The sequence below is a fragment of the Streptomyces sp. NTH33 genome (assembly GCF_003236365.1).
Taxonomy (GTDB): domain Bacteria; phylum Actinomycetota; class Actinomycetes; order Streptomycetales; family Streptomycetaceae; genus Streptomyces.
Window position 1 is genome coordinate 1 of the sequence record NZ_POTZ01000050.1, and the last position, 26,019, is coordinate 26,019.

The 26,019-nt window shown below is 69.3% G+C and carries 26 protein-coding genes and 4 pseudogenes; 15 read left to right on the plus strand and 15 right to left on the minus strand.

Annotation, left to right across the window (positions count from 1 at the left end):
- Positions 1-602: 602 nt before the first annotated feature.
- Positions 603-2,018, plus strand: a complete 1,416-nt coding sequence (locus C1I97_RS07655) for a DEAD/DEAH box helicase (RefSeq protein ID WP_111002471.1) — start codon at positions 603-605, stop codon at positions 2,016-2,018.
- 213 nt (positions 2,019-2,231) lie between these two features.
- Positions 2,232-2,474, plus strand: coding sequence for a DUF5302 domain-containing protein (locus C1I97_RS07660; RefSeq protein ID WP_111002472.1), 243 nt, complete (start codon positions 2,232-2,234; stop codon positions 2,472-2,474).
- 367 nt (positions 2,475-2,841) lie between these two features.
- Here C1I97_RS07660 and C1I97_RS07665 read toward each other — a convergent pair.
- Positions 2,842-3,165: pseudogene (locus tag C1I97_RS07665) on the minus strand (transposase); the annotation flags it as partial.
- Positions 3,162-4,098 (minus strand): annotated as a pseudogene (locus C1I97_RS07670) (integrase core domain-containing protein). The pseudogenes C1I97_RS07665 and C1I97_RS07670, both read right to left, overlap by 4 nt.
- Between C1I97_RS07670 and C1I97_RS41215 the strand changes: the two are divergent.
- A complete protein-coding gene (locus C1I97_RS41215; RefSeq protein WP_258382468.1) occupies positions 4,000-4,290 on the plus strand; it encodes a hypothetical protein in 291 nt (96 codons plus the stop codon). The pseudogene C1I97_RS07670 and the gene C1I97_RS41215 sit on opposite strands and share 99 nt — an antisense overlap.
- 229 nt (positions 4,291-4,519) lie before the next feature.
- Here C1I97_RS41215 and C1I97_RS07675 read toward each other — a convergent pair whose 3' ends face one another.
- Complete coding sequence (locus C1I97_RS07675) at positions 4,520-5,887, minus strand: M14 family metallopeptidase (RefSeq protein WP_111002474.1); 1,368 nt, start codon at positions 5,885-5,887, stop codon at positions 4,520-4,522.
- Between the two features lie 173 nt (positions 5,888-6,060).
- The gene (locus tag C1I97_RS07680) at positions 6,061-7,014 is read right to left on the minus strand and encodes an IS481 family transposase (protein ID WP_111002486.1); all 954 of its coding nucleotides are present in this window, start codon (positions 7,012-7,014) and stop codon (positions 6,061-6,063) included.
- A gap of 683 nt (positions 7,015-7,697) precedes the next feature.
- Here C1I97_RS07680 and istA (C1I97_RS07700) point away from each other — a divergent pair.
- Both istA (C1I97_RS07700) and C1I97_RS07705 read left to right on the plus strand, forming a co-directional pair.
- Positions 7,698-8,438, plus strand: coding sequence for an IS21 family transposase (istA, locus tag C1I97_RS07700; protein ID WP_441349090.1), 741 nt, complete (start codon positions 7,698-7,700; stop codon positions 8,436-8,438).
- A gap of 156 nt (positions 8,439-8,594) precedes the next feature.
- Positions 8,595-8,999: a VOC family protein gene (locus C1I97_RS07705; protein ID WP_111002476.1), complete on the plus strand. Its 405-nt coding sequence runs from the start codon at positions 8,595-8,597 to the stop codon at positions 8,997-8,999.
- Positions 9,000-9,070: 71 nt separating this feature from the next.
- On the opposite strand, the gene C1I97_RS41225 is transcribed toward C1I97_RS07705, so the two are convergent.
- From C1I97_RS41225 to C1I97_RS07720, 3 genes are read right to left on the minus strand one after another with little or no spacing between them, the layout of a single operon-like run.
- Positions 9,071-10,573, minus strand: coding sequence for a hypothetical protein (locus C1I97_RS41225; RefSeq protein ID WP_258382464.1), 1,503 nt, complete (start codon positions 10,571-10,573; stop codon positions 9,071-9,073).
- A gap of 22 nt (positions 10,574-10,595) precedes the next feature.
- Positions 10,596-10,931, minus strand: coding sequence for a helix-turn-helix domain-containing protein (locus C1I97_RS07715; protein WP_111002477.1), 336 nt, complete (start codon positions 10,929-10,931; stop codon positions 10,596-10,598).
- Positions 10,928-12,052: a tyrosine-type recombinase/integrase gene (locus C1I97_RS07720; RefSeq protein ID WP_111002478.1), complete on the minus strand. Its 1,125-nt coding sequence runs from the start codon at positions 12,050-12,052 to the stop codon at positions 10,928-10,930. Before C1I97_RS07720 ends, C1I97_RS07715 begins: the two co-directional genes overlap by 4 nt.
- 87 nt (positions 12,053-12,139) lie before the next feature.
- Here C1I97_RS07720 and C1I97_RS39220 point away from each other — a divergent pair, with 87 nt between their 5' ends.
- Positions 12,140-12,346 carry a hypothetical protein gene (locus tag C1I97_RS39220; protein ID WP_146608179.1) on the plus strand — a complete coding sequence of 69 codons (207 nt, stop codon included), beginning with the start codon at positions 12,140-12,142 and terminating at the stop codon, positions 12,344-12,346.
- Here C1I97_RS39220 and C1I97_RS07725 read toward each other — a convergent pair.
- Both C1I97_RS07725 and C1I97_RS07730 read right to left on the minus strand, forming a co-directional pair.
- Positions 12,330-13,001, minus strand: coding sequence for a recombinase family protein (locus C1I97_RS07725; protein ID WP_258382465.1), 672 nt, complete (start codon positions 12,999-13,001; stop codon positions 12,330-12,332). The two genes, C1I97_RS39220 and C1I97_RS07725, sit on opposite strands and share 17 nt — an antisense overlap.
- Before the next feature lie 58 nt (positions 13,002-13,059).
- Positions 13,060-13,335 (minus strand): annotated as a pseudogene (locus C1I97_RS07730) (SDR family oxidoreductase); the annotation flags it as partial.
- Between the two features lie 240 nt (positions 13,336-13,575).
- On the opposite strand from C1I97_RS07730, the gene C1I97_RS07735 reads away from it, so the two are divergent.
- From C1I97_RS07735 to C1I97_RS07750, 4 genes are read left to right on the plus strand one after another with little or no spacing between them, the layout of a single operon-like run.
- Positions 13,576-14,169: a molybdopterin-dependent oxidoreductase gene (locus C1I97_RS07735; RefSeq protein ID WP_081235552.1), complete on the plus strand. Its 594-nt coding sequence runs from the start codon at positions 13,576-13,578 to the stop codon at positions 14,167-14,169.
- Between the two features lie 22 nt (positions 14,170-14,191).
- On the plus strand, positions 14,192-14,899 hold the full coding sequence (locus C1I97_RS07740) for an FAD-binding oxidoreductase (RefSeq protein WP_258382466.1): 708 nt from the start codon (positions 14,192-14,194) through the stop codon (positions 14,897-14,899).
- A 10-nt stretch (positions 14,900-14,909) separates the two neighbouring features.
- On the plus strand, positions 14,910-15,200 hold the full coding sequence (locus C1I97_RS07745; RefSeq protein WP_081235550.1) for a DUF6510 family protein: 291 nt from the start codon (positions 14,910-14,912) through the stop codon (positions 15,198-15,200).
- A complete protein-coding gene (locus C1I97_RS07750) occupies positions 15,197-15,877 on the plus strand; it encodes an RraA family protein (RefSeq protein WP_220040807.1) in 681 nt (226 codons plus the stop codon). The genes C1I97_RS07745 and C1I97_RS07750 overlap by 4 nt, the downstream gene beginning before the upstream one ends.
- A 202-nt stretch (positions 15,878-16,079) precedes the next feature.
- Here the strand turns inward: C1I97_RS07750 and C1I97_RS07755 are convergent, their stop codons facing one another.
- Together C1I97_RS07755 and C1I97_RS07760 are read right to left on the minus strand one after the other, a co-directional pair.
- Positions 16,080-16,997, minus strand: coding sequence for an NADP-dependent oxidoreductase (locus C1I97_RS07755; RefSeq protein ID WP_111002480.1), 918 nt, complete (start codon positions 16,995-16,997; stop codon positions 16,080-16,082).
- A gap of 38 nt (positions 16,998-17,035) precedes the next feature.
- Positions 17,036-17,320, minus strand: coding sequence for a hypothetical protein (locus C1I97_RS07760; RefSeq protein ID WP_111002481.1), 285 nt, complete (start codon positions 17,318-17,320; stop codon positions 17,036-17,038).
- Between the two features lie 162 nt (positions 17,321-17,482).
- On the opposite strand from C1I97_RS07760, the gene C1I97_RS07765 reads away from it, so the two are divergent.
- From C1I97_RS07765 to C1I97_RS07770, 3 genes are read left to right on the plus strand one after another with little or no spacing between them, the layout of a single operon-like run.
- Complete coding sequence (locus tag C1I97_RS07765) at positions 17,483-18,556, plus strand: tyrosine-type recombinase/integrase (protein ID WP_258382467.1); 1,074 nt, start codon at positions 17,483-17,485, stop codon at positions 18,554-18,556.
- Positions 18,553-18,882 (plus strand): helix-turn-helix domain-containing protein, encoded by a 330-nt coding sequence (locus tag C1I97_RS39740; RefSeq protein WP_181446625.1) that lies wholly within the window; start codon positions 18,553-18,555, stop codon positions 18,880-18,882. Before C1I97_RS07765 ends, C1I97_RS39740 begins: the two co-directional genes overlap by 4 nt.
- A 16-nt stretch (positions 18,883-18,898) precedes the next feature.
- Complete coding sequence (locus tag C1I97_RS07770; RefSeq protein WP_111002482.1) at positions 18,899-20,470, plus strand: tyrosine-type recombinase/integrase; 1,572 nt, start codon at positions 18,899-18,901, stop codon at positions 20,468-20,470.
- Between the two features lie 55 nt (positions 20,471-20,525).
- Here the strand turns inward: C1I97_RS07770 and C1I97_RS39745 are convergent, their stop codons facing one another.
- The 4 genes and pseudogenes from C1I97_RS39745 to C1I97_RS07790 form a co-directional block, all read right to left on the minus strand.
- Complete coding sequence (locus tag C1I97_RS39745) at positions 20,526-21,050, minus strand: hypothetical protein (protein ID WP_181446623.1); 525 nt, start codon at positions 21,048-21,050, stop codon at positions 20,526-20,528.
- A 220-nt stretch (positions 21,051-21,270) separates the two neighbouring features.
- Positions 21,271-21,708 carry a recombinase family protein gene (locus C1I97_RS07780; protein ID WP_441349091.1) on the minus strand — a complete coding sequence of 146 codons (438 nt, stop codon included), beginning with the start codon at positions 21,706-21,708 and terminating at the stop codon, positions 21,271-21,273.
- Between the two features lie 43 nt (positions 21,709-21,751).
- A pseudogene (locus C1I97_RS07785) lies at positions 21,752-22,164 on the minus strand (IS701 family transposase); the annotation flags it as partial.
- Positions 22,165-22,434: 270 nt separating this feature from the next.
- Positions 22,435-23,376 carry a LysR family transcriptional regulator gene (locus C1I97_RS07790; protein ID WP_111002484.1) on the minus strand — a complete coding sequence of 314 codons (942 nt, stop codon included), beginning with the start codon at positions 23,374-23,376 and terminating at the stop codon, positions 22,435-22,437.
- Between the two features lie 98 nt (positions 23,377-23,474).
- Here C1I97_RS07790 and C1I97_RS07795 point away from each other — a divergent pair, with 98 nt between their 5' ends.
- Together C1I97_RS07795 and istA (C1I97_RS07805) are read left to right on the plus strand one after the other, a co-directional pair.
- Entirely contained in the window at positions 23,475-23,840 is a 366-nt protein-coding gene (locus C1I97_RS07795; RefSeq protein ID WP_111002485.1) for a YybH family protein, read from the plus strand.
- A gap of 789 nt (positions 23,841-24,629) precedes the next feature.
- A partial coding sequence (istA, locus tag C1I97_RS07805; protein ID WP_111002488.1) for an IS21 family transposase occupies positions 24,630-26,019 on the plus strand: 1,390 nt, incomplete at its 3' end.

The window sequence follows — 26,019 nt, forward strand, 5'->3', positions numbered from 1 at the left end:
GGCACGGGGAGGCCGGAGCGCCCCTACCGGCAGTATCGACCTTGCGGCAGCGAAGGTCACCTGTGGCGACCGCACAGGCGAACGAGGGAACGGGCGCCTACGGGCTTACCGGCCGTTTCGCTTTTTCGGCCTGTACCTGTCAGGCAGAGCAGGCGGGGCCTGGTCGAGCGGTGAATCTCGGTGCAGCGGAGGGGCTCTTCCGGGTCACGTCCGCCGTGGTGGACTGGACGGGCGCGCTTGCCTTCTGTGGAACCGAGGATCGCCACTCCGGCCGTTCGCGATGCCGCCTCAGGCGGTCACGATCTCGCCGTGCGTAAGCCCCTTGTGCAGGCAAGTGTGGGGCGGTCACCCCGGTGATGCATCGGCGGATCTCGGTGAGTTGGGGGCCCGGACCAGATATGCCGGAAGGGCTGTCGTGCTGCGTCGGGTCATCGACGCGGGAGGGGCGATCGGTATCACGGCGCGATGTTATGCCTTGTGTTAGTCTCATGCGTTTGCGTGGTCGTCGCGGTGGGCGATTCTGCCTGTTCGGTTCCGCTTGTGCGTGGGCTGTTCAATCCTGCCGGGCCTTCCTCGGTACGTTCCCCTGCGGAAGGCTGTTCATGAAGCATCCCGATGACTGCGGCATCGCTCACGGCGGTCCCGCCCAGCCCGGGGCAACGGCCCCGGCGCTGCCCCCGGCCGCCTCCTTCGCCGGTCTGGAACTGCCGGTGGAGGTGCTGCGGACACTGAGCGGACTCGGGGTGCGCGAACCCTTTCCGATCCAGGCCGCCACACTGCCCGATGCCCTGGAGGGGCGCGACGTCCTGGGGCGCGGGCGCACCGGATCGGGCAAGACGCTCGCCTTCGGCCTGCCGCTGCTGACCCGTACGGCCGGGCGGCGCGCCGAACCGAAGCAGCCCCTCGCTCTGATCCTTGTGCCCACCCGGGAGCTGGCCCAACAGGTCACCCAGGCGCTGGCGCCGTACGCCGAGGCACTGCGGCTGCGGACGGCCACGGTCGTCGGCGGCATGTCGATCGGCCGGCAGATTGCCGCGCTGCGCCAGGGAGCCGAGGTGGTCGTCGCCACCCCCGGACGCCTGCACGACCTGATCGAGCGCAACGCCTGCCGCCTGGGACGGGTAAGGATCACCGTGCTGGACGAGGCCGACCAGATGTGCGACTTGGGATTCCTGCCGCAGGTTGCCGACGTGCTCGACCAGGTGCACCCCGACGGTCAGCGGATGCTCTTCTCGGCCACTCTCGATCGCGACGTCGATCAGCTGGTCCGCCGCTACCTCCACGACCCCGTCGTCCACTCGGTCGACCCGTCCGCGGGCACGGTCACGACGATGGAGCACCACGTTCTGGTCGTCCACGGCCCTGACCGCTACGCCGTCACCACGGAGATCGCCGCCCGCGACGGCCGCGTACTGCTGTTCCTCGACACCAAGCACGCCGTCGACCAGCTCACCCGGCATCTGCGGGCCAGCGGGGTGCACGCCGGGGCCCTGCACAGCGGCAAGTCCCAGCCACAGCGCACACGGACCCTGGCGCAGTTCAAGAACGGCCAGATCACCGTTCTGGTGGCGACCAAGGTCGCGGCCCGTGGCCTGCACGTCGACGACCTCGATCTCGTGGTCAACGTCGACCCGCCCACCGACCCCAAGGACTATGTGCACCGGGCGGGCCGCACCGCCCGCGCCGGTGAGTCCGGCAGTGTGGTCACGCTCGTGCTGGCGGGCCAGCGCCGCGAGACGAGCCGCATGATGGCCGGGGCCGGCATCGAGCCGACCGTCACCAAGGTGCGCTCGGGCGAGGCGGAGCTGAGCCGGATCACCGGCGCCAAGGCTCCCTCCGGGACCCCGCTCGACGGCGGGCCCGCCGTTCCCCGGCCCAAGAACACCAACGCTCCCTTCCGCGGCCTCGGCACCAGCAAGGGCACCTCCCGCGGCGCTGGCGGCAAGTCCCGAAAGGCGGGCGAGGCCCGCAAGCTCGCCGAGGCCCGCAGGGCCGCCCTCGTGCGTCGCAGCGGCTGAGAGCCGTTGCCCCGGCAGCGAATCTCCTGGCCACGGGATCGACAACCCGCGGCCCGGCCCGAAGCCGTCCTGTGCGCCTCACCTACGAAGCGAACGCCCTCGGCCGCGAGAGGGATACCCGCCGAAACGGAGCAGGACGATGTTGCCGGCGCCCCGCACCGCGCCCGGCATGACAAGCTGTGCTTGCCCACTCCCCGAACCCAGGAGGTCACCATGACCGCAGAGCCCGCATCTACGGAAGGTTCGGAGCCGGCTGCCCCCGAGACGTCCCCTCTGGCGCCGGACAGCGACGGCAACTACGACCTCAAGCGCAAGTTCCGCGAAGCCCTGGCGCGCAAGCGCGGTGCGCAGGCGGACGCCGCCGATGTCGCCGCCAACCCGGATGCGTCGAAGGTGCGTGCGGCGCACGGCCCGGCTGCGAGCCAGCGGTCGTTCAGGCGCAAGAGCGGCGGCTGAGTCGATCAGTCCCGCGATCTGGCCGCTCGACCAGCACTCTGAGCGCCACCCACTCGCGCGCCCCGTGCAGTGGCCCGCACCGGGCGCATACCCCTGTGCGCGTTGCGGGCGAGGCGTAGCCGGAGGTCTCGCCTGTGGGAAGGGCCCAGCTGCGGTTGGCGCGGGTCGGTGGCGCCGCCGCCGCACTGGCATTCCGGCCAGGACGTCCGGCCGCCGACGTTGCACGGTGGCCAGGACGTAGCTGACGGCCCGGTGCGACGCCGGCGCGTCTGGCCACCCCAGCCGGCGTTACCACTGGAGCCGTCCGAATCACTGATCATTCCGGGATGAGGGCACTGCCTCGTCCGAGGGCACGCGGCCGGTGTCGCGCCGCGGCTTTGAGGATCTCGTTCGCACGCTTCAGCCCGGCGTTCTCCTTCTTCAGCCGCTTCAGCTCGGCGGACTCCTCCGTCGTGGTGCCCGGCCGGGTGCCGGCATCGATCTGGTCCTGCCGTACCCACTTGCGCAGGGTCTCGGTCGTGCCGATGCCCAGCTTCTGGGCGACCGCTTTCATCGCGGCCCACTCGGTGTCGTACTCCGGCCGCACCTCGGCGACCATCCGCACTGCTCGACGGCGCAGCTCAAGCGGGTACTGGGAAGGACGTGCCGTGACTCGATCTGCGGGTGCCGATTTTTCATCCGCCCAGCTCAGGCTGCGTGTTGGTACTCGTGAAGGATTCCGCCGAGCCGATTTCGTCGACGGATCTCCAGACGTCTGATCCGCCCTGGGTCGGTGATCGGTTCGGACAGGGAGCGGAGCGGGGCGGCTTGATTCAGGGCCCGGTGGGGCCGGTGCCCGTTGTAGTGCGACTCGAACTCGCGTAGTGCGTGCAGGAGGTGGCGCCGGTCCCAGATGAGGGTGCGGTCCAGCAGTTCGTGTCGGCAGGTCTGTATCCACCGCTCCATGATGGAGTTCATCCTCGGCATCCGGACACCGCTGGTGACGACCTCCAGCCCGGCATCGGCCGGCACGGTGTCGAAGGCCTGCGTGAACTTCGAGTCGCGGTCGCGTATCAGGAACCTGGCCTGGCTGCCTGCGTCCTGCAGGTCCATGACGAGGTTGCGTCCGAGCTGCACGATCCAGTCCGCGGTGGGGTGCGCGGTGGCGCCCAGGATCCGGATGCGCCGGGTGGCGTGTTCGATGACGGCGAAGACGTACAGGCGCACCCCGGTCAGGGTGCGGGTCTCGAACAGGTCGCAGGCGAGCAGCGCGTCGGCCTGGCCGCGCAGGAAGGGGCCCGGGTGGTGCTCTCCCTCTCGGGTGCGGGCGGGATGCCGTGCTTCCGGAGGATCTCCCAGACCGTGGAGGCGGCGACCTTGATGCCCAGCGCCGCGAGTTCGCCTGGGGGCACCTCCCGGCCGAAGGCCGGGGGAGGATGCGGCGATACCCCCACGAGCTGTTTTCGCGGGCCGGGCGCAGGACCAGGGCGCGGATCGAGTGGATGGTGCGCGGTCGTCCTCGCCGCTGCGGCCCGCAGGTCGCGGCATGGCGTCGCGTGAGCAGGTCGCGGTGCCGGCGAAGAATCGTCTCCGGGCGTACCAGCAGGAGGTGCCGCAGCTTCTCCCTCGGGAGGTGATGGAGCAGGCCGGCGAGGACTGCGCGGTCGGTGTCGGTGAACGCGGGCCTGCCGACCTGGCGCTGCAGGACCAGCAGCTGGTGGCGCAGCGCCAGGATCTCCACGTCCTTCTCCCGGTCGCTCATCGGCAGCAGGCGCAGGAGCGTGAAGGTGTTCGCCACGGCGAGATAGGCCAGGCGCAGCAGCACGACAGGCCATGATGCCGCCCGTCCCCGGTCAAGGTGAAGACAGCTGGGCGAGCGACGGCACGGCCGAAGATCAGTGATCAAGGCCGTGACCTGGCCGGATGATTTATCGGCACACGCAGCCGCAGGGCTTCTCCTCTCCGCAGATGCTGCAGGTCGCGGTGGGCAGGGAGGGGCAAATGGAGCAGAGGCACGCGACCGCCGTGGCACGGCAGGGAAGTCCATGCCACGGCGGTCTCGGGGACTACGCGCAGTACTGCTGCTCCTTGCCGATCGACCGGTACATGCAGTCGGCGTTCTCGATCAGTTGCAGCACCGCGTCGCGGTTGCGGCTGGTTTCGCGCTCGATCACCTCGTCCGGCGGGTAGAAGCCGCCGCCGCTCGAGCCGCGCGGGTACATCTCGAAGGTGTAGCTGAAGATCTTGTGCGCGCCCCACAGGTAGTCGTCGATCGACCCGTCCGTGATGTAGAGGTCGCTCGACTGCTGCGGCGTGTAGCCGTTGCTCGCGGCCATCTTGCGGCCGACCGCGGCGAAGGCGTCGCGGTCGTCCTGGGTGAGGCCGGGGGCGGTGTCGTTGTACGTGTAGCCGTACGGCCAGAGCACCAGCTCGCTGTAGGTGTGGAAGTCGATGGCGGCCCTGATCTGCTGCTTGCCGCCGACGACCCGGGAGCGTACGAAGTCGGCGACGACCTTCACCTCAGGCGCGGACTCGGGGGCCGAGCCGCGGTAGGTCTCGGAGCCGTACGAGCCGGAGGATCCGCCACAGCAGCCCCACTTGAAGTTCCAGTTGCGGTTCATGTCCGTGCCGACGGACGTCGAACCGGCGTTGGGCTGGCGGTTTTTGCGCCAGCTGCGGTAGGAGCCGGAGGCGATGTCGTACTCGCCGCCGTCGGGGTTGAGGTCGGGCACGATCCAGATCTCGCGGTTGTTGACGGCGTTGGTGATCCGGGAGTCGGAGCCGTAGCCGGCGCCGAGTTCGCGCAGCAGGTAGAGCGCCATCTCGACGGTGAGGTGCTCGCGCGCGTGCTGGTGGTGGGTGAAGAGGATCTCGGGCTCGTTCTCGTCCGCCGCCACGTTGTCGCTGATCTTGATGGCGACGATGTCGCGGCCCTGGTAGCTCTTGCCGATGACGCGGCGGCTCATGATGTTCGGGTACTGCTGGAGTCGCTGGTCGATCTCCGCGTTCATCTCGGCGTAGTTGTGGTAGCGCGAGTCGGCGGAGGGGAAGTCCAGGGCGCCGAGGGAGGTGCCGGGGGCCTTGCCGCCGGTGCGGTCGGGCGGGGCGGGCAGAGCGTCGAGCTTGTATCCGAGGGCGCGCAGCCGCCGTGCCTGTGCGGCGTTGGCGCTGACGACGACCGCGTGGGAGTCGGCCTCGTCGATCGAGACGCCGGTGGCGGCGAGGGCGGTGCGCTCGGCGGGGGTGGACGGGCCGTCGATCTCGTACTGCCGGATGACCTCCTCCGAGGTGGCGGCGAGGGCGGCCGATGTGCCGGTGCCGGTGGCCGTGCCGGTGCCGGTCGCGGCGCCGAGCGGGACCACGACGGCGAGCGCCAGTAAGGCCGTGAGGGTGGCGGGCCTTCTGCCGCGGGAGCCGCGTATGCGAAGTCGCATGCTGATGTCTCCTGGGTGGGGGGTACGGGTGGCTCTCCCGTGCGAGGCATCGTCCGGATATGGCATGAGCGTGTCAAGGGTCCGGCCATGGTCGCGGCGTGTCCCGTCCCGTTCCGCAGGGCCCTTGCGCGATCACCGCGTACCCGCTTTGGTGGCCTGGCGTCACATGAGCACTAGGTGTATTGGCCTGAGAGGTTGGGGACGCGGCTGGCGGGTGGTTGGCCCTTGAGCGCGGGGTGTCCGCGGTGGTGATCGTAGGTGTGCAGCCAACCGGGGAAGGCGTCGCGTCGTTCCTGTTCTGAGCGGTAGGGGCGGGCGTAGGCCCACTCGTCCAGCAGGGCGCGGTTGAACCGCTCCACCTTGCCGTTGGTCTGCGGCCGATAGGGCCGGGTTCGCTTGTGCGCGATCCCGGTTGCCGTCAGCAGGTCGCGCCAGTCGCGGGAGCGGTAGCAGGAGCCGTTGTCGGTCAGCACCCGCTCGACGGTGATCCCGGCCCGGGCGAAGAAGGTGTGGGCCCGCTGCCAGAAGCCGGTGGCGGTCTCCTTCTTCTCGTCGGTGTGGATCTCGCTGTAGGCCGGGCGGGAGTGGTCGTCGACGGCGGTGTGCAGGTAGCTGTAGCCGGCGCCGGAGCGGGTTTTGCGGCCTGCGGCCCGGCCCAGGACCTTGTGTCCGCCGCCGTCGGGGATGTTGCCGGGCTTCTTGATGTCCACGTGCACCAGCTCGCCGGGCCGGGCGCGTTCGTAGCGGCGGACGACGCGGCCGGTGGCCCGGTCCAGGTGGGTGAGGCGGGCCAGGCCGTAGCGGGTCAGCACGCGGTGCACGGTGGAGGGCACCAGGCGCAGCAGGCCCGCGATGCGGGCCGGTCCCCACCGGCGCAGCACGCGGACCTTGATGATCCGCTGCTCGGTACGGGTCGGGGTGCGGCGCGGGCTGGTGCGCGGACGGCTGGGGCGGTCGGCCATGCCCGCCTCGCCGAGCGCGCGGTAGCGGTCGACCCACCGCTGGGCCATGGTCGGCGAGACCTGGAAGCGTTCGCCGGCCCGGCGCAGGGTCCAGCCGTCCTCGACCACGCAGAGGGCCAGGCGCAGGCGTCCGGTCTCGGTCAGGGGTGCATTACGGTGGGGCACGAGGGCCTTTCGGTCGGTGTAGACGTCGCACTCCACACCGAACTCGAAAGGCCCTCACCTGTTCAAGACCCCCCAGCCGAGACGTGCCTCACCCGTCCACAACCTCCCGGGACAGAACACCTAGGGCCAACACTGGTGATTTAGGTTGTTTTCCGGCTGGTTGAAGTGGCCCTGGTCGGCCCGACCAGCCGGACCGTCGGGGTGTCCGGCCGTGGCGGGCCGTGGTGTTCGGCTCGTTCGAGGGCCCAGTTGGACATCTTGCGTTTGATCACGCGGGGGTTGGAGCGCAACCGCCGTGCGGGCAGCAGTCGTTCGGTGATTTCACGCAGGCTCTGGGCGAGGGACCGGGCCAGTCGTGAGGGGGGAAAGCGCCGCCTGCCCGGTGACGTGGCGGCGGACGATGCGAAGGGTACGGGTGAAGGAGATCCGGTCGGGATCGTGCCCGGCCTTGAGGGCGGCCTGGTGCATCAGGTCCCGCAGCGCGTGGTGGACTGTCGGCGTACAAGCGAACGTGCACCACCTCGTACGGATGAAAGTGCGCCATTTTTGATGCGGTGACGGGGTGTCGGCCGTGAGTCTGCTGCTGTCGGTTCGGGGTGGCAGGGAGGCGGCTGACGGTGGTCTTGGATCCGCATCGCTGGCTGGAGTCGAGGCGGTTTCGTCCACTGTACGAGTCCGGTGCGATGAGCCTGCGGGAGATCGCGAAGGAGACCGGGCTGAACCGCCGGACGGTCAGCAAGTACCTCAAGGACCCCGCATCCATCGCGCCGCCGAAGAGAGAAGCAGCAGATCAGCGGCCTCGGCGGGTGGTGGACGAGGTCGCGCCGCTGATCGACGCGATGCTCAGGTCCGAGATCCTGCTCAAGGGAAGGGTGATCCACGAGCGCCTGGCCCAGGAGTACGGAGTCACGATCAACTACCAGCGGGTGAAGCTCTACCTGCAGGAAGCCCGGCCCCGGATCGCCGAGGAACTGGGCATCAGCCCCGGTGAGCTGGCGGACCTGCACCGGCGGTTCGAGGTCGTCCCGGGGGCTCAGGCCCAGGTCGACTGGGGAGACGAGGGCAAGATCCTCGCCCATGTCGGCATCCCGAAGGTCTACTCCTTCCACATGACGCTGTCGTACTCGCGCGACCCATTCTGCTGCTTCACCGCCAGCCAGGACCTGGCGACGTTCTTCGACTGCCACCGGGCCGCGTTCGCGCACTTCGGCGGGGTGCTGATGAGCATCGTCTACGACCGCACCAAGACGGTCGTGCGCCGGCACGTCGCCCCCAGGGAGGCGGTTCCGCTGCACCCGGAGGCGGTCGCCTTCGCCGGGCACTACGACTTCGACATCGACGTGCTGGCCGCCTACCGCGGGTGTGATACTGGTGGGCTCGCGTATTCAACTGTCGCGAGTGCTCGGTCGAGTTTGGCCTGTTGATGACGCTGTGTGGTCGTCCTCGGCGGCTACTCGGAGGAGGCCCTCGACGCTGTGAGCGGTGCTGCTTAGGATCGGGGGCACGGCATCGCGTGTCGGTCACCGGCTGGGTGAGACATGGAGGTGCCCGTGAGATTGCCTTGCGGAGGCATTCCACACATGTCAGTCGAGTTGAATCACACCATCATCCATGCCCGGGACAACCGGGAGTCGGCCGAATTCCTGGCGCGCATCCTGGGGCTTGAGGTCGGGACCGAGTGGGGCCCGTTCATTCCCGTGGCCACCGGCAACGGGGTCACCCTGGACTTCGCGGCCATCCCGGCGGAGTCGATCGTCATGCAGCACTACGCCTTCCTCATCTCCGACGAGGAGTTCGACGCGGCCTTCGCGCGTATCCAGCAGGCCGGGATCACGTACTACGCCGATCCGCATCTGAAGCAGCCCGAAGAGATCAACCACCACCACGGTGGGCGCGGACTGTACTTCATGGATCCGGCCGGGCACGGCATGGAGATCATCACGCGGCCCTATGGCAGCCACCCGGAGCAGCCGACGGCATCGTGAGGCAGTGGCAGGCCAGTGAGTGCTCTGGCCTGCCACTCCGGGCGTTACTGGCGAGCCAGCCTGTTCAACTGTCACCAGTTCTCGGCCGGGGTCCAGCCTGGTGGTGACCGCCAGTGGTCTCCAGAGGCGTATCGGCTCCAGGTGCTTCCGGCCTCGGAGGCCAGCTTGGCCGTGGTGACCCGGTGGTAGCCCAGAGCCTCCGCGACGACCGGGGCGGGCATCTCCAGCACGTGCTGCCGGATTGCGGCGGTGCGGCCGGCGGTGGTGGGGATGCCGAGGTCGTTGAGGAGGGCAGCAAGGACATCAGGGTGGAGCGGTTGCCTGGCTCGGCGGCCGGGGAACAGCCACCGGGAGGCGTGGTTGGTCGCGGTGTTCATGTTGTTCCGGCTGTCGATCCAGCGGAACAGGAGTTCCGCGAGCGGTTCGGGGACCGGGGAGGGGGGCTCGCCAAGCCGGAGGAGGGCCTGCTGGTCGGTGCGGGTGATGTCGTCCAGTGTGAGGCGGACGACGCGGCTGAGCGGCTGGGCGTAGAGCAGGACGATGCTTCCCGCGACCCGGGATCGCAGGGGCAGGCTCTGGTCGGTGAGAAGACGGCCGATGAGCTCCAGGCGCTCGGTCTGCGGCATCGGTGCGGCCTGGCTGATCTGGACTGGAGGAAGCCGGAAGGGCCGGGTGAGCTTGCTGGCCGAGCACCACAGCAGGAAGTTTCGGATGGTGTTGCGGGCGTGCTGGTTGTGTTCGGCGTGCCAGGCGTCGATGCCGGTCTGGCCGCAGGCGGCGAGGGTGTGGTCCCGGTCGGCAAGCCAGTCGAGGAACGCGGTGGCCTGCTTGACCTGGTCCGCGACGCGTCTGCGGGCGGCTGGTGTGATCGGCTTCTTCTCGGCGTGGGTCCGTAGCCGTGGCAGCACTTCCCAGGTGGCGTACCGGCGGATGATCTGCGCGTGGTCGGAGTCGGGGATGCTGGCGAGGTGCTCGATGAGCCATCGTTCGAACGAGCAGATTCGTTTGTCGATGGCGGGCAGGATGCCGCAGGTCATGAGGAGTTCCCGCAGGTGGGCGGCGGCCCGCCAGGGCTGGAGGTGATGGAAGGCTTCGTGGGTCAGCTCGATGTCGCCTTGGCCGAGCCGGCGGAGGAGATCAGCGGTGGAGCCGGGCTTCCCTTTGTTCCTGTTCAGCCAGGCGAGGCCGGACAGTGGGCTGTCCACGGCCAGGAGCGAGTCGGCCAGCGGGAGGAGTTCGGGGCGGATGCGGCCGGTTCCGTCGTCCAGCAGCTCGTCGAGCCGGTCGGCGATGGTGCATCGAGTGCAGAGCCGTGCGCGGTGGAGATTGTCCTCCGTCCCGCAGCGAGAGCATCGGTAGGACATCATAAAGCCCGCGCAGTCGGAGCAGATCCGTCTGCCGTCGCCGGGCCGCAGGCCGGGTAGCGCGCGCTCGTCGCCGCAGCCGGAACAGGTGCCGCGGACGAGGATGGCCTTGTCGTGGCAGGTGCGGCAGACGTGGCCATCGGCCAGCGGGCGGCGAACCAGCCGTGCCGCCGACAGCGGGCGCAGGTCCTCTTGTGCCAGCGCTCGCACTCTTCCGGGGTGTAGGTCGGGCTCACGCGTCGGGCAGAATCCGGGCTGGCCGGGGCCGCAGTTTCGCGACCGCCGACGGCGGGGCCGGAACGTCACCAGTCGCGGCCTTGCGGACTCCGGCGTTCTCGGCGGTTGTCGCGACCAAGTCGGCAGGAGAGCAGGCGAAGATGTCGCAGAACGCCGCCAGCACCTGGAGGGAGAGCCGTTCAGGGGTGCCGGAGACCAGGCGGTGGATCTGGGAGGCGGACAGCTCGATGCCCCGGTCGCGCAGCATCGGCACCAGTTCGGTGGTGGTGAAGATGCCGTGCGCGGCCATCACCTCACGCAGCTTCCATGCGTAGCCGACCTTGCGTTTCACGACTGCCTCCGATTCTGGCTCTCCAAAGCGGCGGCGACGGTGCCATCGAGGTGTCGCCGCAGGGTGCGGGTGCGGAAGTCCGAGCTGACGCAGGTGTAGATCGAGGTTGTGCTCGCGTGGTCGTGGCCGACCTGTTCCTGGACGAAGCGGGGGTCCCAACCGTCCTCGATCAGATGCGTGACGTAGGACCTGCGGAAGGAGTGGAAATCCAGCCCCTCGTCCAGGCCCAGGGCCTGACGGTAGGCGATGAAGCGGGAGTTGAGCCGCTGGCAGCCGATCCGCAGGCCACGCTCCGAGGGCCATGCCGCAGGGTTGCCCTCAGCATCGAACAGCGGCCGGACCTCGGTGAACCACTCGTCCAGGATGTCGGGAGTCCAGTCCCACATGGTCAGCACGGAACGACGCTTGGGAGGTGAGCCCTTCTTGGCCTTGCCGAAGCGGACCCGACACAGACCGAACTCGCCGTACTCGGCTCCGTGCGGATTGCGGCCAAAGTCGGCGGCGTCCAGCATCCGCGTCTCGTTCCGCCGTGTTCCGAAGGCGTACGCGGTCTTGAACAGGGTCGCGTCACGGAAGGCCGGCAGCCAGCCCTTGCGGCCGAAGGCCCTGATGCGGGCGACCTCATCGTCGCAGTGGGCGAAGAAGGCGTACAGCTCAGCTTTGGTGAAGGCCCGCTTCTTCGCGTCGGCCTCGTTGTCCTGGACGTGAACGGCAGTATTCCACTCGTGCACGACCTGGATCGGGTGGGAACCGAACCGCTCTTCGCAGGTGCTGGCCCACCCGTAGAGGGGGTCGGTGGCGAAGTGGCAGAAGGCGCGGACGGCTTCGGAGTACGAGCGGATCGTCGAGCGCTTCAGGCCCCGCAGTGAGCGCAGGTCACCAAGCCACTCGTCGACCATCGCCGGCGTCCACTGCCACAGGAAGGCGTTCACGTAGGCGGCGAACGACTTCACCGTGTTCTCCCGGCCCTCGACCGTTGAGCGGGCCAGGTTCCGCGCGAGTTGCTGGTTGGCGAAGCCGTCCAGCATCGCGGTGAACACCTGCTCTTCCGGCCGCAGCAGTGCGACCCCGTCCGCCAGGTGCAGCGTCGCCGCCCCCGGCACCATCCCTCTGAACCTCACCGGCCACCACTCTCCGTCACTCGCATCTGATGTGAGGAAACCGCATCAGATGCGAGCCGGAGCTGAAACCGCAGACCATCCACCCCCATGAGTGACAAGGGCTCGCCACCGCCCTTCACCGAACGCTACGGTCGCAGTCCACTCAGACGTCCGACGCCGCTGGCCAGCCGCATAGCCGCACATCGCGTCGGACGCGATACGCATACCGTCGCCAGTTCGCATTCGATGCAATTGGCGGCGCTTGTAGTTGTGGTACAGGAAATCCCGGTGAGAACGATCATGGTGATGAGCTGAGCGCCACGGCGTCCGGTCGGGGCCGCGGGACGTCTGTGTTGTGGAGCGCGGCGAAGTCGGCGTGGGCCTGCTCGACGGCTTCGGGGTATGCCTCGCGCTCGGCGTGTTCGGCGAGCGCCCGGTAGATGCTCGCCACCGAGGGGTTCTGTCCCTTGCGCTTGCCGGTGGGGATGATCAGGTCGGGCTGGATCTGCTCGACGGACTCGCCGCCCGCGCGGCGCCGCAGCACGGTGTGGAGCATGTCGTCGGTGATGACCGGGGGCCGGCCGCCGTGCTTGCCCTTGCGGGCCGCGGTGTCGAGCCCTTCGAGTGTGGGCTCGCGGATGTTCTCCCGCTCGGTCTCCGCCATCGCGGCGAAGAACGCGAACAGCAGCTTCCCCGGCCCGGTGGGGTCGTAGATGCCGGGCAGGGGCCCGGCGAGCATCTCCAGGACCAGGCCGTGGGCGGTGAGGTGGTCGGCGAGCGCGGTGAGTTCGGCGGCGTCGCGGCCGAGGCGCTTCATCTCGTACACGGTGAAGATGACCCGGCAGTGCGGGGCGTGGGCCTTGACCTCCCGCGCGGTCCGCAGCGCCTCCTCGAACTTGGGACATGACCCAGATACGGCATAAACCCGCCACGGGATGATCTTGGGTTGTCGAACGCCTTGGCCCGTCACCCGTTCGGCTCAGTGTCGTTGCTCGATCCCCCCCGACGATCGAGAGCAGCACGTGGTGACGGACTCCGGCCCGCTCCTCGGCGGCGAGCAGGTTCCGCCTGGTGGTGCCGAAGAACGCCACGGTATCGTCCTGGTCGGCCGCCTCGTGGCTCGTGGCGTCGATGACGGCCTCCACACCGGTCAGGGCGGCGTCCAGGCCGTCGCCGGTACGCAGGTCCACGCCGAGCGAGCGGCTGATGCGCACGACGTCGTGCCCGGCCCGTTCCAGAGCGGCCACTGTGAGGGACCCGATGTTCCCGGTCGCGCCGGCAACGGCGATTCGCATTCTCCGCATGGCAGTCTCTGTTCGCAGACGATGGTGATGCCACTACTGACGAAGCGGTCCCATCCGCCGACGTATCCACCTTGCACGCGCGAAGAGCCTGCACGCATCCCGTCCCGCGCGGACCGGTCGCTGTCCCCCGGCTGCGGCTGCAGCGGGATGGCGGGGGAGGCATCTGGGCCACTCATCGCGGCGCAGGCGAGAGCGCTCACGATTGGTTACGCTGTCGATACGATGGGTGGTGAGCGACAGATGGTCACGCGCGGATTCACGGGACGTCCTCGACGCACGGAAGGCCCGGTCCCACCGGGGCAGTTCGTCACCAGTGACTTCCCGGTCCTCACGGCGGGCCCGACCCAGCACGTACCGGCCCGCGCGTGGGAGCTGGTGGTCACGGACGGGATCACGGAGAAGACCTACGCGTGGGCGTCGCTGCACGATCTGGGCGTGGTGGACCTGACGACCGACATTCACTGCGTCACGCACTGGTCCAAGCTGGGGACGACCTGGCAGGGCGTTCCGGTGGCGGCCGTGCTGGAGGACGCCGGGGTGGCCGACGAGCCCTACGCGCTGGTGTCCTCGTACGGCGGCTACACCACGAACGTCCCGGTGGAGGACCTGGTGGACCGCGACGCGATGGTCGCGGTGGGCTACGAGGGCGGTCCGATCCCCGCCGAACATGGCGGGCCGGTCCGGCTGCTGGTGCCGCACCTGTATCTGTGGAAGTCCGCCAAGTGGTTGCGCGGGATCCGGGTGATGCCCGAGGACGAGCTGGGGTTCTGGGAGAACGCCGGCTACCACCACCGCGGTGACCCGTTCCTTGAACAGCGCTACTACGGTGACTGACCGTTCAGCCATGCCACCGCGCGTGCGACCCGTTCACGGCTGGCGAGCCGCCACCGTCGCCGGTACGGCGCGTGAGAGCGCCTCGGCGCGCACCATCCGGCTCGCCGTCGCCGGCTGGCCGGGGCATGTCGCCGGCCAGCACATCGACGTCCGGCTCACCGCCGAGGACGGGTACCAGGCCACCCGCAGCTTCTCGCTGTCCTCCGCGCCCGGGGAGGCCCCGCAGATCACCGTGGAACGCGTGGACGACGGCGAGGTGTCTCCGTACCTGGTCGACGTCGCCACCGACGGTGACGCCCTGGAGATCATGGGACCAGTAGGGGGCTACTTCGTATGGCGGCCCGGCGACGACGTACCGCTGCTCCTGGTCGCCGGCGGCTCCGGCATCGCGCCGATGCGCGCCATCTGGCGGGCCGCCCGCGCTCACGGCACACCGGTGCGACTGGTGTACTCCGCGCGCACCGCGGACCGGGTCATCTTCGCCGACGAGCTGCGCGGTCCCGACGGGCCGGAGAGCACCGTCCATCTGACCCGGGAACGGGCAGCGGGGTTCGAGCACGGCCGGCTGAGAGCCGAGCAGCTGAGCGCGCTGCTTCGTCCCGGTGGTGTTCGCGAACCGCGGCTGCGGGCTTACGTATGCGGCCCGACCGCCTTCGTCGAGGAAGCCGCCCGCGGACTGATCGGCGCCGGCTTGGACGCCGACTCGTTGAGGACCGAGAGGTTCGGATAGGAGGCCCGCAGTGAACGCAGAGGAAGACCTCCTCTCGGTGCCCCCGGAGGACGGCTATGTGGACGGCAACGCCGTCGCCGGGGCGATGTCGCTGGCCCTGGGCCGGGACGCGACCACGATCGTCCTGCAGTGCGCCGAGTGCGGGGATCGGCACCGCGTCGCCGAGACCAGGGTCTATCTGCGCTGCCCCGGCATGGTGGTGCGCTGTCCGGCGTGCTCGGCGTGCGAGGTGCTACTCGTCGACCGGCCACGCCGGCTCCAGCTCACCCTGATGTCGATCCGGATGCTGGAGCTGCCGTGACCCCCGCCTCGCCGGGCGACGAGCGAGAGGCGGCGGCCAAGCGGCGCGCTCGGGCGGCCCGGTCGCTGGCGTGCGCGGACATCGTCGACGCCCTGGGACGAATCCATCGGCACCGCGCGCACATTCACGACCTCGTCACTCCGACACCGGGCCGGGTCCTGTTCGGCCCGGCGGCCACGATCTCCTTCTTCCCCTCCTGTTCGGTGATGATGGACCCCGAGACGCACACGTTCGGCGCTCTGCTCCGGCAGGCGGTGGGCGTCGAACCCGACGGTGGCCGGGGGAAGGTGCTGGTGCTGGCCAGCAACGGCCACCGCGACGTCTCCATCGGCGGCGGCACCAAGCTTTCCCTCCTGACGCGCTACGGCCTGGCCGGTGTGCTCACCGACGCACGGCTGCGTGACTTCGCCCAGCTGCATTCCCACCCCTTCGCGGCCTACTGTTCCGCGGAGGCCGTGCGATGGGGCGGCGATGTGATCACGCCGTACCAGGCGAACGTGCCGGTCGTGGTCGCGGGGGTGGGCGTGCACCCGGGGCAGTACGTCTTCGCCGACGACTCCGGCGCGGTGGTGATCCCCGAACCCGACATCGACGCCGTACTCGACGGAGCCGCGGCGGTGGGCAAGAAGGAGGCCGCGTTCCGTGCCCAGGTCGAGCAGGAGCGCACGACCACGTAGCCGACACGGTCGGATCGCGCGGTTCCCAAGCCGACCACGACCGGCTGGGGTCCCGAGCGCATCGCACGTGCCTGGACCGAGCTGATGAAGCGCCTCGGATAGCGGCGGTTCGTCGCTCAGGGCGGCGACTGGGGCGCGCTGATCTCGGATCTCATGGGCGTACAAGCGCCTCCGGAGCTGCTCAGAGTGTGGCCATCACTCCCTACGGGCGTACACGAATGACTGTCTTCCCCTCGCGTCGCTCGGTTGAGTTGAGGGTTGCGACCGCGTTGTCGAGGGACGCGGTGGTTCCGATGTTCGTACGCAGCCGCCCGTCCCGGACTCGCTGCACGATCTCACCCAGCTGGGTGCGATCGGCCTCGACAACGAAATCGATCGCCAGGCCATCAGCGGGGCGGGCCTCGACCGGGCCCACGACCGACACCAACGTCCCGCCGGTCTTGGTCAGAGCCGCAGAGCTCCTCTGGACGTCGCCGCCGATGACATCGAAGACCAGATGGACGCCCCCGACGTCTTTCAGCGCGTCGTTCTCGAGGTCGACGAACTCATGCGCGCCGAAGTCGAGCGCCTTCTCACGGTCGGCGGCGCGTCCAGTGCCGATGACGTAAGCGCCGGCCTCACGTGCGAGCTGGGTCACCATCGTCCCGACTGCTCCGGCTGCGCCATGGGCGAGGACGGTTTGGCCGGCCTGAAGGCGGCCGTGCTGGAACAACCCCTGCCACGCGGTCAGACCCGAGATGGGCAGGGACGCGCCTACCGTGAAGTCGACGTCGCCGGGCAGCGGTGCGAGGTTGCGTGCCTCAATCGCCACGTACTCCGCGAGGGTGCCGTCGCGGTGCCAGTCGGCGAGGCCGAACACCCGCTGCCCGACCGACAGCCCCGTCGTGCCGTAGCCGAGGGCGGTGACCACTCCGGCCAGCTCGTGGCCGGGGATCGACGGTGTCTTGTCACGGCCGGCGCGATCGGTCCAGGTCGATGGCCACTCCATCTCTGTCGGGACGAAGCCCGATGCATGAATCTGAACGATGACGTCGTTGATCGCTGTGGGCGGCTCAGGCCGCTCCGTCAGCGTCATCCCGGCCGTTCCCGCGGCCTGGTCGGTTACCACAATGGCTTTCATTGAGATCGTCCCCTTCCTCGTATGAGCTCGTAACACGATCACGAGCGGTGGTTGCCGTGGTGGGCCGCGACCTTCTCGATCTGCTCGTACTGCCCCTCAAACCCGCCGAAGTCGTCCACCGCCGCCGCGGGCACCCCCAGGGCTCCGGCCTGCACGCGCAGGGCCTTCGCCATCGTGTGCAGGGCGGGCGCGAGTCCGTCGCCGAGCCGGGCCGCGATGACGTCAGGGGCGGCGTCCTGGTCGAGTTCCCCGACCGCCGTCAGGATCTCGGCGGTCAGCGCGGCGGGCGCCTGCTGGTGGTCGATTCGTGGTCTGTGCGACATCCCGCGAGTTCCCCTGAGCCCTGCTGAGCCCTTGTCCCCGTGGCCAGGGCGTTCTGTCTCCTTGGGGTGTTCTTCGAGCTGGTGACGTAACTTCAAGATTCTTGAAGCGTTCTCACTTCGTCCGATCGATCTGTGATCGGGGTGAAGGCGAGGAGGCTCGGGTTGGCGCTGGCAGCCGTACGCGACTTGCGCGAGTTCCGCGGTCCGGTCTCCACGGAGGAACTGGAGCAGTTCGAGACCGACGTGCTGGCCGGGTTCGTGCTCGCGCGGGCCTCGGCGGGGCTGGCGGACGGCACCATCCGCGGGGACGTCGGGCACCTGGACCAGATGCGGGCCTGGTTCGGCCGACCGCTGTGGGAGATGGAGCCGGCTGACGCCGACAGGTACTTCGGGCAAGCGCTACGGGGTTCGCCGAGCGGCACCCGGCTGGCCCGTGCGCAGGCGCTGACCACGTACTTCTTGTTCCTGGAGTTGCGGCACAAGGTCGAGATCCACCGGATGACCGGGCGGGTCGTCGAGTGCCCGATCGACGAGATGAACCGCCCGCGCGGATCCAAGGACGCCGCCCTGCGGATCCCGCCGACGGAGCCGGAGATCAAGACACTGTTCACCGGCTGGGGCGGCGAGCTGGCGACCTGCCGCAAGTTCGCCCCAACCGCGCGGAACTACACCGCGGCGAAACTGATGTCCCAGGTCGGACTCAGGGTGAGCGAGGCATGCAAGCTCGATCTGGCGGACATCAAGTGGGACCTGGGCCGCTTCGGCAAGCTCCATGTGCGCCATGGCAAGGGCGCCCGCGGCTCGGGCCCGCGCGAGCGGATGGTGCCTCTGATCAACGGCGCCGACCGCACGCTGCGGTGGTTCATCGAGGACGTCTGGGGCCATTTCGACGACGACCACACCCGTCCCGGTGCCCCGCTGTTCCCGTCCGAGCGCAAGAACGCAGATGGCTCCTCACGCCGTGTCGGCGACGACGCCTTGCGCAACGGCCTGGCCGTCGCGGCGAAGGCCCATCTGCCCGGCTGGGCCGACACACTCACGCCGCACGTCCTGCGGCACTTCTGCGCGTCCGAGCTCTACCTCGGAGGGCTGATCTGCTCGGGATCCAGGAGGTCCTCGGACACTCCTGGATCGCCACCACGATGCGGTACATCCACGTCCAGCAGGCCCGGGTCGAGGACGCCTGGGTGTCCGGGCAGCAGCGGGCCGACGCGGCTGGAAGGACTGATGGGATGAAGTGGAACCTGCGGCTGACCGCCGCGAACAAAGGCATCTGGAAGGCGTCCGAGCTCCAGCGGAGCCTGGCCGAACACGGCTTGGTGATCTCGGCCGGGAAGATGTCCGGCCTGTGGTCCGGCCAGCCGGTCTCCTTGAAGCTGGAGGACCTGGACGTGATCTGCGTCGTGCTCGGATGTGAGATCGGCGACCTGCTGATTCCCGAGCCCGGGAAGGTCAGCCGCCCAGATCAGCAGGCCGGCGTCCAGGAGGCCACGACCGGCTCGGTGGTGGCCCCGGCCGTCGTGCCCAAGCGCCGCGACGGCCGTTCCCTGCCGCCGATGTGACCTGGTCACCGCCACCATGGGGAAGCTCAGCGAGAACAAGCCGGCCGCCTCCTGCGTGGGCTGTTTCGCCTGGGGGCAGCTGCCCGGCCGGTTCTGCCGCGGCTGCTACACCTACGGCCAGCAACACGCCGTCGGCGAATGTGCCGGCTGCCGGCGGCAGGTCCCGGTCGACGACAAGTACGGCTACTGCCGTCTCTGCCGGGCCCAGGCGACCTGGGCGATCAAGGCCAGCGGCAAGGCTTCGGTGATCGAGCCGTACCTGCGGCGGGTGACCTGTCAGCAGCTGTTCTTCGCGAACCTCCAGCGGCCCAAGAACGGCGGGCCGCGGGTCGGCAAGGCCGGGCGGCGCGTGCTGAAGCCGCCGCTTCCCGAACCGCCTCGCGTGATCACGACGTCGACGCAACTGACGCTGTTCACCGTCCCTCGGGACTTCCGTCGGTTCGACCGCGAACTCCACGCCGACCTGGCCAATCCGTGGCTGGTCCGGGCCCGGCAGGCCGCTCGGGTGCTGGGAGAGGCCCGCGGCTGGAGCCGCTGGATCACCAGCGACGTGAACCGAGCCCTGGTCATCGTGCTGTCCGGCTTCCGCGAAGGTGAGTCGATCCGGTACTCCGAGCTCTTCCCGGCCCTGCGAGTCCGTGGACTTCCCGTCGTGCGGACCGCCGAAGTCCTCGACCGTCTCGGCCTGTTCACCGACGACCGGGCACCCGCCGTCGACCGGTGGTTGGAACGGAAACTCGACGGGACGCCCCCGGGCATCCACCGCGCCATCGAAGCCTGGATTCGCACTCTCCTCGACGGTGGCCCGCGGTCCGAGCCTCGCTCCCGGCATACGACATGGGCCTACCTGGGTGAGATCCAGCCGGTGCTGCTGGAGTGGTCCAGCCGCTACGACCACCTGCGAGAGGTCACCCGGGAGGACATCATCGCGGCCCGGGACGCTGTCACCGGCAAACAGCGCGAAAGCCGGATCGTCGCACTGCGGTCACTGTTCCGGCACGCGAAGAAGAACGGCCAGATCTTCCGCAACCCCACGATCCGCATCCGTGTCCCCCGGCAGACCGGCGGCGTCCTCCAAGCCCTCGACCAGGTGGACATCGACAAGGCCATCGCCACTGCCACCACCCCGGATATCCGGCTCATCGTCGCCCTGGCCGCCGTCCACGCGGCACGGCCGAAGATGATCCGCACCATGCAGCTGGACGACGTCGACCTGGGCAACCGGCGCATCACCGTCGGCGGCCACGTCCGCCCGCTCGACGACCTCACCCGCCGCGCGGTCCTGGACTGGCTCGACCACCGGCGCAGCCGCTGGCCGAACACGGCCAACCCACACCTGCTGATCACCCAGAAGACCGCCGTCGAACTCGGCCCGGCCGGCAAGCTCTGGACCACCCGGGCCACCCGAAACCTCACCGCCACCCTCGAACGGCTCCGCGTCGACCGCCAGCTCGAAGAGGCCCTCACCCACGGCGCCGACCCACTCCACCTCGCCCTCGTCTTCGGCATCGACGAGAAGACCGCCATCCGCTACGCGGACTCCGCACGGGCCCTGCTGGACCAGGCCGCTGAACAGCCACTTCGGTGAAATCTACTCGACCGGTACACGCCTTTGATGGGAGAAGCATGCCGTCAGGGCAGAGTCAGCAGCCGGGGCCGATCGGCGGAGACGATGTCAGGGCGAGCGCGGCGATCCGCAGCTCGGCCGCCCACGTCCGCTGGTCAAGCCCCAACGTGTACTCAATGCAGCACCCACATTGCGGGATCAGCGATACGAACGATCGCTCCTCAACGGTTTCGACCTCCGTCTCCCACCAGTCATCCGTCGCCAGGTCGGCGAGAGCGATTTCCCCATTGATCAGCCTCGCCGCCAGCCGACGCAGCGCGTGGCGCCTTGCCAGGCCCGGATCAGGCAACTCGATTCCGGCCTCGGAGAGTGCTTGCTCGAACGCGTCGCGGATATCGCGGGCATCCGCGTTGCGAGGCAAACCGGCGAGCTCGCACAACGTCGGGGTGTCCAGCCCAGCTGCGAGTGCCTCGGCAGCAATCATCGGCAGGTCCTCCGGGCGGATCTCATCCGCCTGATAACGGCACGCCACCTCACCCAGAGAGGTGAGGCCCCTCCGAGTTGAGGATTCCGGTTCCGGTGTCGTTCCTGCTGTTCCCATGACTCGTACGATGCCAGCACCGTTCCCAAGGAGGGTTGCCCAGGGGGCCGTCCGCTCGGCACTCACCCCGCGTGTTCGCCTGAACCCGAAGGCCGAACCTACGAAACACGACAGCCCATCCTCGGGTTCCTGCAGAAAGACCTTCAGTTCGCGTGAACCCACGGGACTCGTGGCCCTGTTCTCCCGAAGCTACGGCGAAGTGACAAGTAGCTCTCTGTAATCAGAGTGACGCTAGGTCAGGGAGGGCGAGACGGGGTCCGGGCACTTCGCCGGCCCGGAGCGCGGCGAAGTCGGCGTGGGCCTGCTCGACGGCTTCGGGGTATGCCTCGCGCTCGGCGTGTTCGGCGAGCGCCCGGTAGATGCTCGCCACCGAGGGGTTCTGTCCCTTGCGCTTGCCGGTGGGGATGATCAGGTCGGGCTGGATCTGCTCGACGGACTCGCCGTTCGCCCGGCGGCGGAGCACGGTGTGGAGCATGTCGTCGGTGATGACCGGGGGCCGGCCGCCGTGCTTGCCCTTGCGGGCCGCGGTGTCGAGCCCTTCGAGTGTGGGCTCGCGGATGTTCTCCCGCTCGGTCTCCGCCATCGCGGCGAAGAACGCGAACAGCAGCTTCCCCGGCCCGGTGGGGTCGTAGATGCCGGGCAGGGGCCCGGCGAGCATCTCCAGGACCAGGCCGTGGGCGGTGAGATGGTCGGCGAGCGCGGTAGAGCCGGCGGTCGATCAGGGCCCGGCCCCGGCTGGTGGCCAGGGCGAGGAACACGCCGACCTGGGCGTTCTCGATGCGTCCCGCGGTGCCGGTGTACTGCCTCTGCACGCCGGCCGAGGCCCGGCCCTTCTTCGGGAAGCCGGTCTCGTCGACCACGAGAACGCCGCCGTCGGCACCGAGGTGTTCGGCGGCGTAGGCACGCAGGTCGTCGCGGACCGCGTCGGCGTCCCAGCGGGCGTAGCGCAGCAGGCGCTGCATCGGCCCGGGCCGGGCATGGCCGGCCTGTTCGGCCAGTTGCCTGGGGGTTGCCCCCTCCGGGGACAGTTCTTCCGTTCGACGCCCGACAGCAGTCCGAGCAGGTAGGCGCGGGCCGTGGCCCGGGGTTCGACTCGCCGGAACCGGCCCGCGATCCGGGCCGTGACCTGGTCGAACGTCGCCCGCCAGCGGGCAGGGTCTACGCTATGGCCTGCGGCCACCGCACGATCTTCAGGAGTCCACACAACCCCCGATGGTCACGCGGTGGCCGTACCCGTTCCCAGCCGGGTCCGCGACAAGATCGCGAAGTCAGACTGGAGTACTAACCGACCAAGATTAATCTCACCGGGACTTCCTGTACCTCAACTACTCACGCCCGGAGAGGCCCGCAAGTTCACGAAAACTGAGGGCACTTCGGCGGGAACTCAAGGGTCTGTCGCCCTGATGCCAGGGATGGGCCCGTGGGTTCGCGGGGAAGTCGCGGGGTCGGGCTTGGTGAATGCTTGCCGGCTGTGCACGAGCAGCTCACGCATCCCGGGGCTGTGCGCGCTCTTCCAGATCAGGGCGAGCAATGCGGGTGTATCGACGTCTTCGATGGTGCGGGCGGTGAGTCGGTCACGGTAGTGCGCGGCCATGGAGTCACTGAGGATGGCGACGGCGAGCCCGCGGGCGGCGAGGTCGGCAATGGCGTCCGCGGCGCTGGCTTGCAGCGTGATCGCGGGTTGGAGGCTCTGTGCGGCGCAGGCCTGGTCGAATACCGTGCGCAGGCCGGTGCCGGGCGGCATGCACACGATCGGGTAGGCGATCAGGTCGTACAGGGTGACCCGCCGCTGTTTCGTCAAGGGGTGTCCGGCCGGGACTGCCGCGACGAGCCGCTCGCTGATGATGGTCAGCGCGTCCAGCCCGTCGGGGGTGGCGGTTGCGGCCCCGATGAGCGCCAGGTCGATGGCGCCGGTGCGCACCTTCTCGACGAGCCGGTCGGAGCTGTCCTCCAGCAGCGTGATCTCCACACCGGGATGTGCCCGGTGGAACGCGGCGAGGGCGTCGAACAGCGGGGTGAGGGTGCAGCCGATGACCATCCCGACGGTGAGCCGGCCCCGGATCAGGTCGGTCACCTCGCCCACCGCCTGGCCGACCGCCCCAGCGGCGGCGAGTGCGGCGCGGGCGTGTTCGAGTGCGGCCTTTCCCGCGACGGTGAGGGTGACGGTGCGGGCCGACCGGTCGAACAACTCGGCCCCGAGTTCCCGTTCCAGCTGGCGGATCTGGGCGCTGACGCCGGACTGGCTGATGTGCACCCGCTCGGCTGCCCGGGTGAAGTTCTGCTCCTCGGCGACTGCGACGAAGTATTCCAGCTGCCTCAGCTCCATGACTGTAGATTCTAACTTCCATGAGATCCATCTGTTGGACTTCTGCCCGGGGGGCGGCCACGCTGTGAAGCGCCGAAGCCCGACGTCAGGAGGAATTCATGCCGGAGTACGAGAAGGCCATGCGGCCCGAGGACATCACCCGGTTGTTCGTCGAGCGATCCAACGCCGGTGACGCGGCCGGGGTTGCCGCACTCTACGAAGAGGGTGCGGTGATGGCCTACCCGCCCGGCGAGCTGACGGCGGGCCGGGAGGCAATTCGTGCGCTGTGGGAGAAGGTGCTGGCCAACCGTCCTTGTTTCGAGCCGGAACAACCGCTGCCGACGCTGATCAGCGACGACATCGCCCTCACCTCGACCCCGCCGAAGGACGGGGCCGGTGCCCGGGCGCAGGTCGTCCGGCGCCAGCCTGATGGAAGCTGGCTGCGCCTGCTCGACCAGCCCGAGTTCGTCCCACCCACCCGCTGACCTCCTCGCCTCCGTGAGTTCGCGAAACTGAAGGCTGTTGGGCGTGGACCTGAGGGTCCGGTGCCTCAATGTCAAGGAGTTGATCCGTGGGTTCGCGGGGAAATCGCGGGGTCGGTTTCCGGGGACCGTTCCATGAGAGCGCGAGCGGAGTTCGCGTAGCGGATCGCGGTCTTCTCATCGAGCCCGAAGACCTCGGCGAGATGCAGCGGATCGGGGCCCCGGACCAATGCTTCTTCGAGTTGCCGGTCGACGCGGAGCCTCTCCAGGGTGCTGCTGGCCGGCAGCGCGGCCTGGGCGGCCGTGCCAAGGGGTTCCATCCGAAGGGCGACCGGCCAACGCTTCGACCAGCTCTCGGATTCCCTCCGTGAGAAGCGGGGTGAGGGCCTCCTCCTTCACCGGGCAGTGGAGGTCGAAGGTGCGCAGCGAGATAGCAGCGGCGTCGGCGATCTGCTCGACGGTGGTCTCCGTGAAGCCCTGCCGGTCGAAGAGGTCGAAGTGTGCAGGACGATCTCTCGCTGGACAGAGGCACCGCCTCGCACCAGGTGCTGGCCTCAAAGGCGGTGACCGTCGCCGACCAGAAGGGCTACCTGGTGCGCTGGAAGGCGGTCACCGAGAAGGGCTCCGACGGCTATGTCGAGTCGCTGGCCTTCCCGTTGTCGGCGTACGGGCTCTGGTGCAGAGGTGCGTACGGGTTGATCTGCAGAGGTGCTCCGGCGTGTCTGGCCGGGGGCTGGGCCGGTGGGAGGAGCCTGTCGCTGACGTTGTGCGGCGATGAGGGAGGCCCGGGGCATGCTGCTGGAACCGGAGCGGTGGCTGGAGTTGCGGCGCTTCCGGTCTCTGCATGAGGCGGGCGCGAGCATCTCGGAGATCGCCCGGGAGACCGGCCTGAACTGGCGCACGGTCAAGAAGTATCTGGAGAGCGACGGGCCGCCCGAGCCTCCGGCTCCGGCGCCGCGGTCGGATCTGGGCAACCAGGTGATCAAGCCATGGGCGCATGTGATCGATGCCTGGCTGCGGGCCGAGGTGTTGCTGAAAGCCGCGGTGATCCATGAGCGTCTCGTCGAGCAGTACGGCTTCCCGCACCATTACCAGCGCGTCAAGATGTATGTGCAGCAGGCCCGCCCCAGGATCGCGGAGGAGCTCGGATACACCCCGCGGGAGCTGGCCCGCCTCCACCGCCGCTTCGAGGTGGTGCCCGGCGCCCAGGCCCAGGTCGACTGGGGTGACGAGGGCGGCATCCTGGCCCATGTCGGGATCCCGAAGGTCTACTCCTTCCACATGGTCCTGTCCTATTCCCGGGATCCGTTCTGCTGTTTCACCACCAGCCAGAACCTTGCGGCGTTCTGGGAGTGCCACCGCCGGGCGTTCGCGCACTACGGCGGGGTGCCCGGCGTGATCGTCTACGACCGGACCAAGACCGTGGTCCGCCGCCACGTCGCACCCGGTGAGGCGGTCCCTTTGCATCCGGAGGCCGTCGCGTTCGCCGGGCACTACGACTTCGACATCGACGTGCTGGCCGCCTATCGGCCCACCGGCAAGGGCCGGGTCGAGCGCCAGGTGACCATCGTCCGTGATCACGTGCTGGCCGGCCGGGCCTTCTCCGGGCTGGATGACCTGGACGGGGCGTTCATGGCCTGGGTCCCCCGGCGCCGGGCCCGCACCCACCGCACCCACGGCGAGGTGATCGGCGTGCGGGCCGCGCGGGATCACGCCGCGCTGCGGCCGCTGCCGGCCCGCCCCTACATCGTGGCCGACCGGTTCCTGCGGCACGTCGGCAAGGACTGCCTGGTCGCCTTCGGCGCCAACCTCTACTCGGTGCCCGCCACCAAGGTCCGGCACCGACAGTTGGTCGAGGTCAGGGCCTCGGCGGCCTCGGTCGCGCTGCATGCCACGGTGCCCGACGCGCAGGGCATCACGCTGCTGGCCGTCCACCCGCGCGCGGTCGGCCGCGGCGCCCGCATCGTGGACGAGGCTCACTGGCAGGGCCTGCCCGACGGACATACCCGCGCCACCACCACCGATCCCGGCACGCCCGTGGCCAGGCCGGCCCGCACGGACACCGAGCCCGGCGGGCTTGTCTCCCTGCTGACCCGGGCCAGAGCCGCGCACGTCCACGTCGGCACCCGGCCGCTGGCGCTCTACGACCAGATCACCGGCACCCGCCCCTTCACCCCCGCCC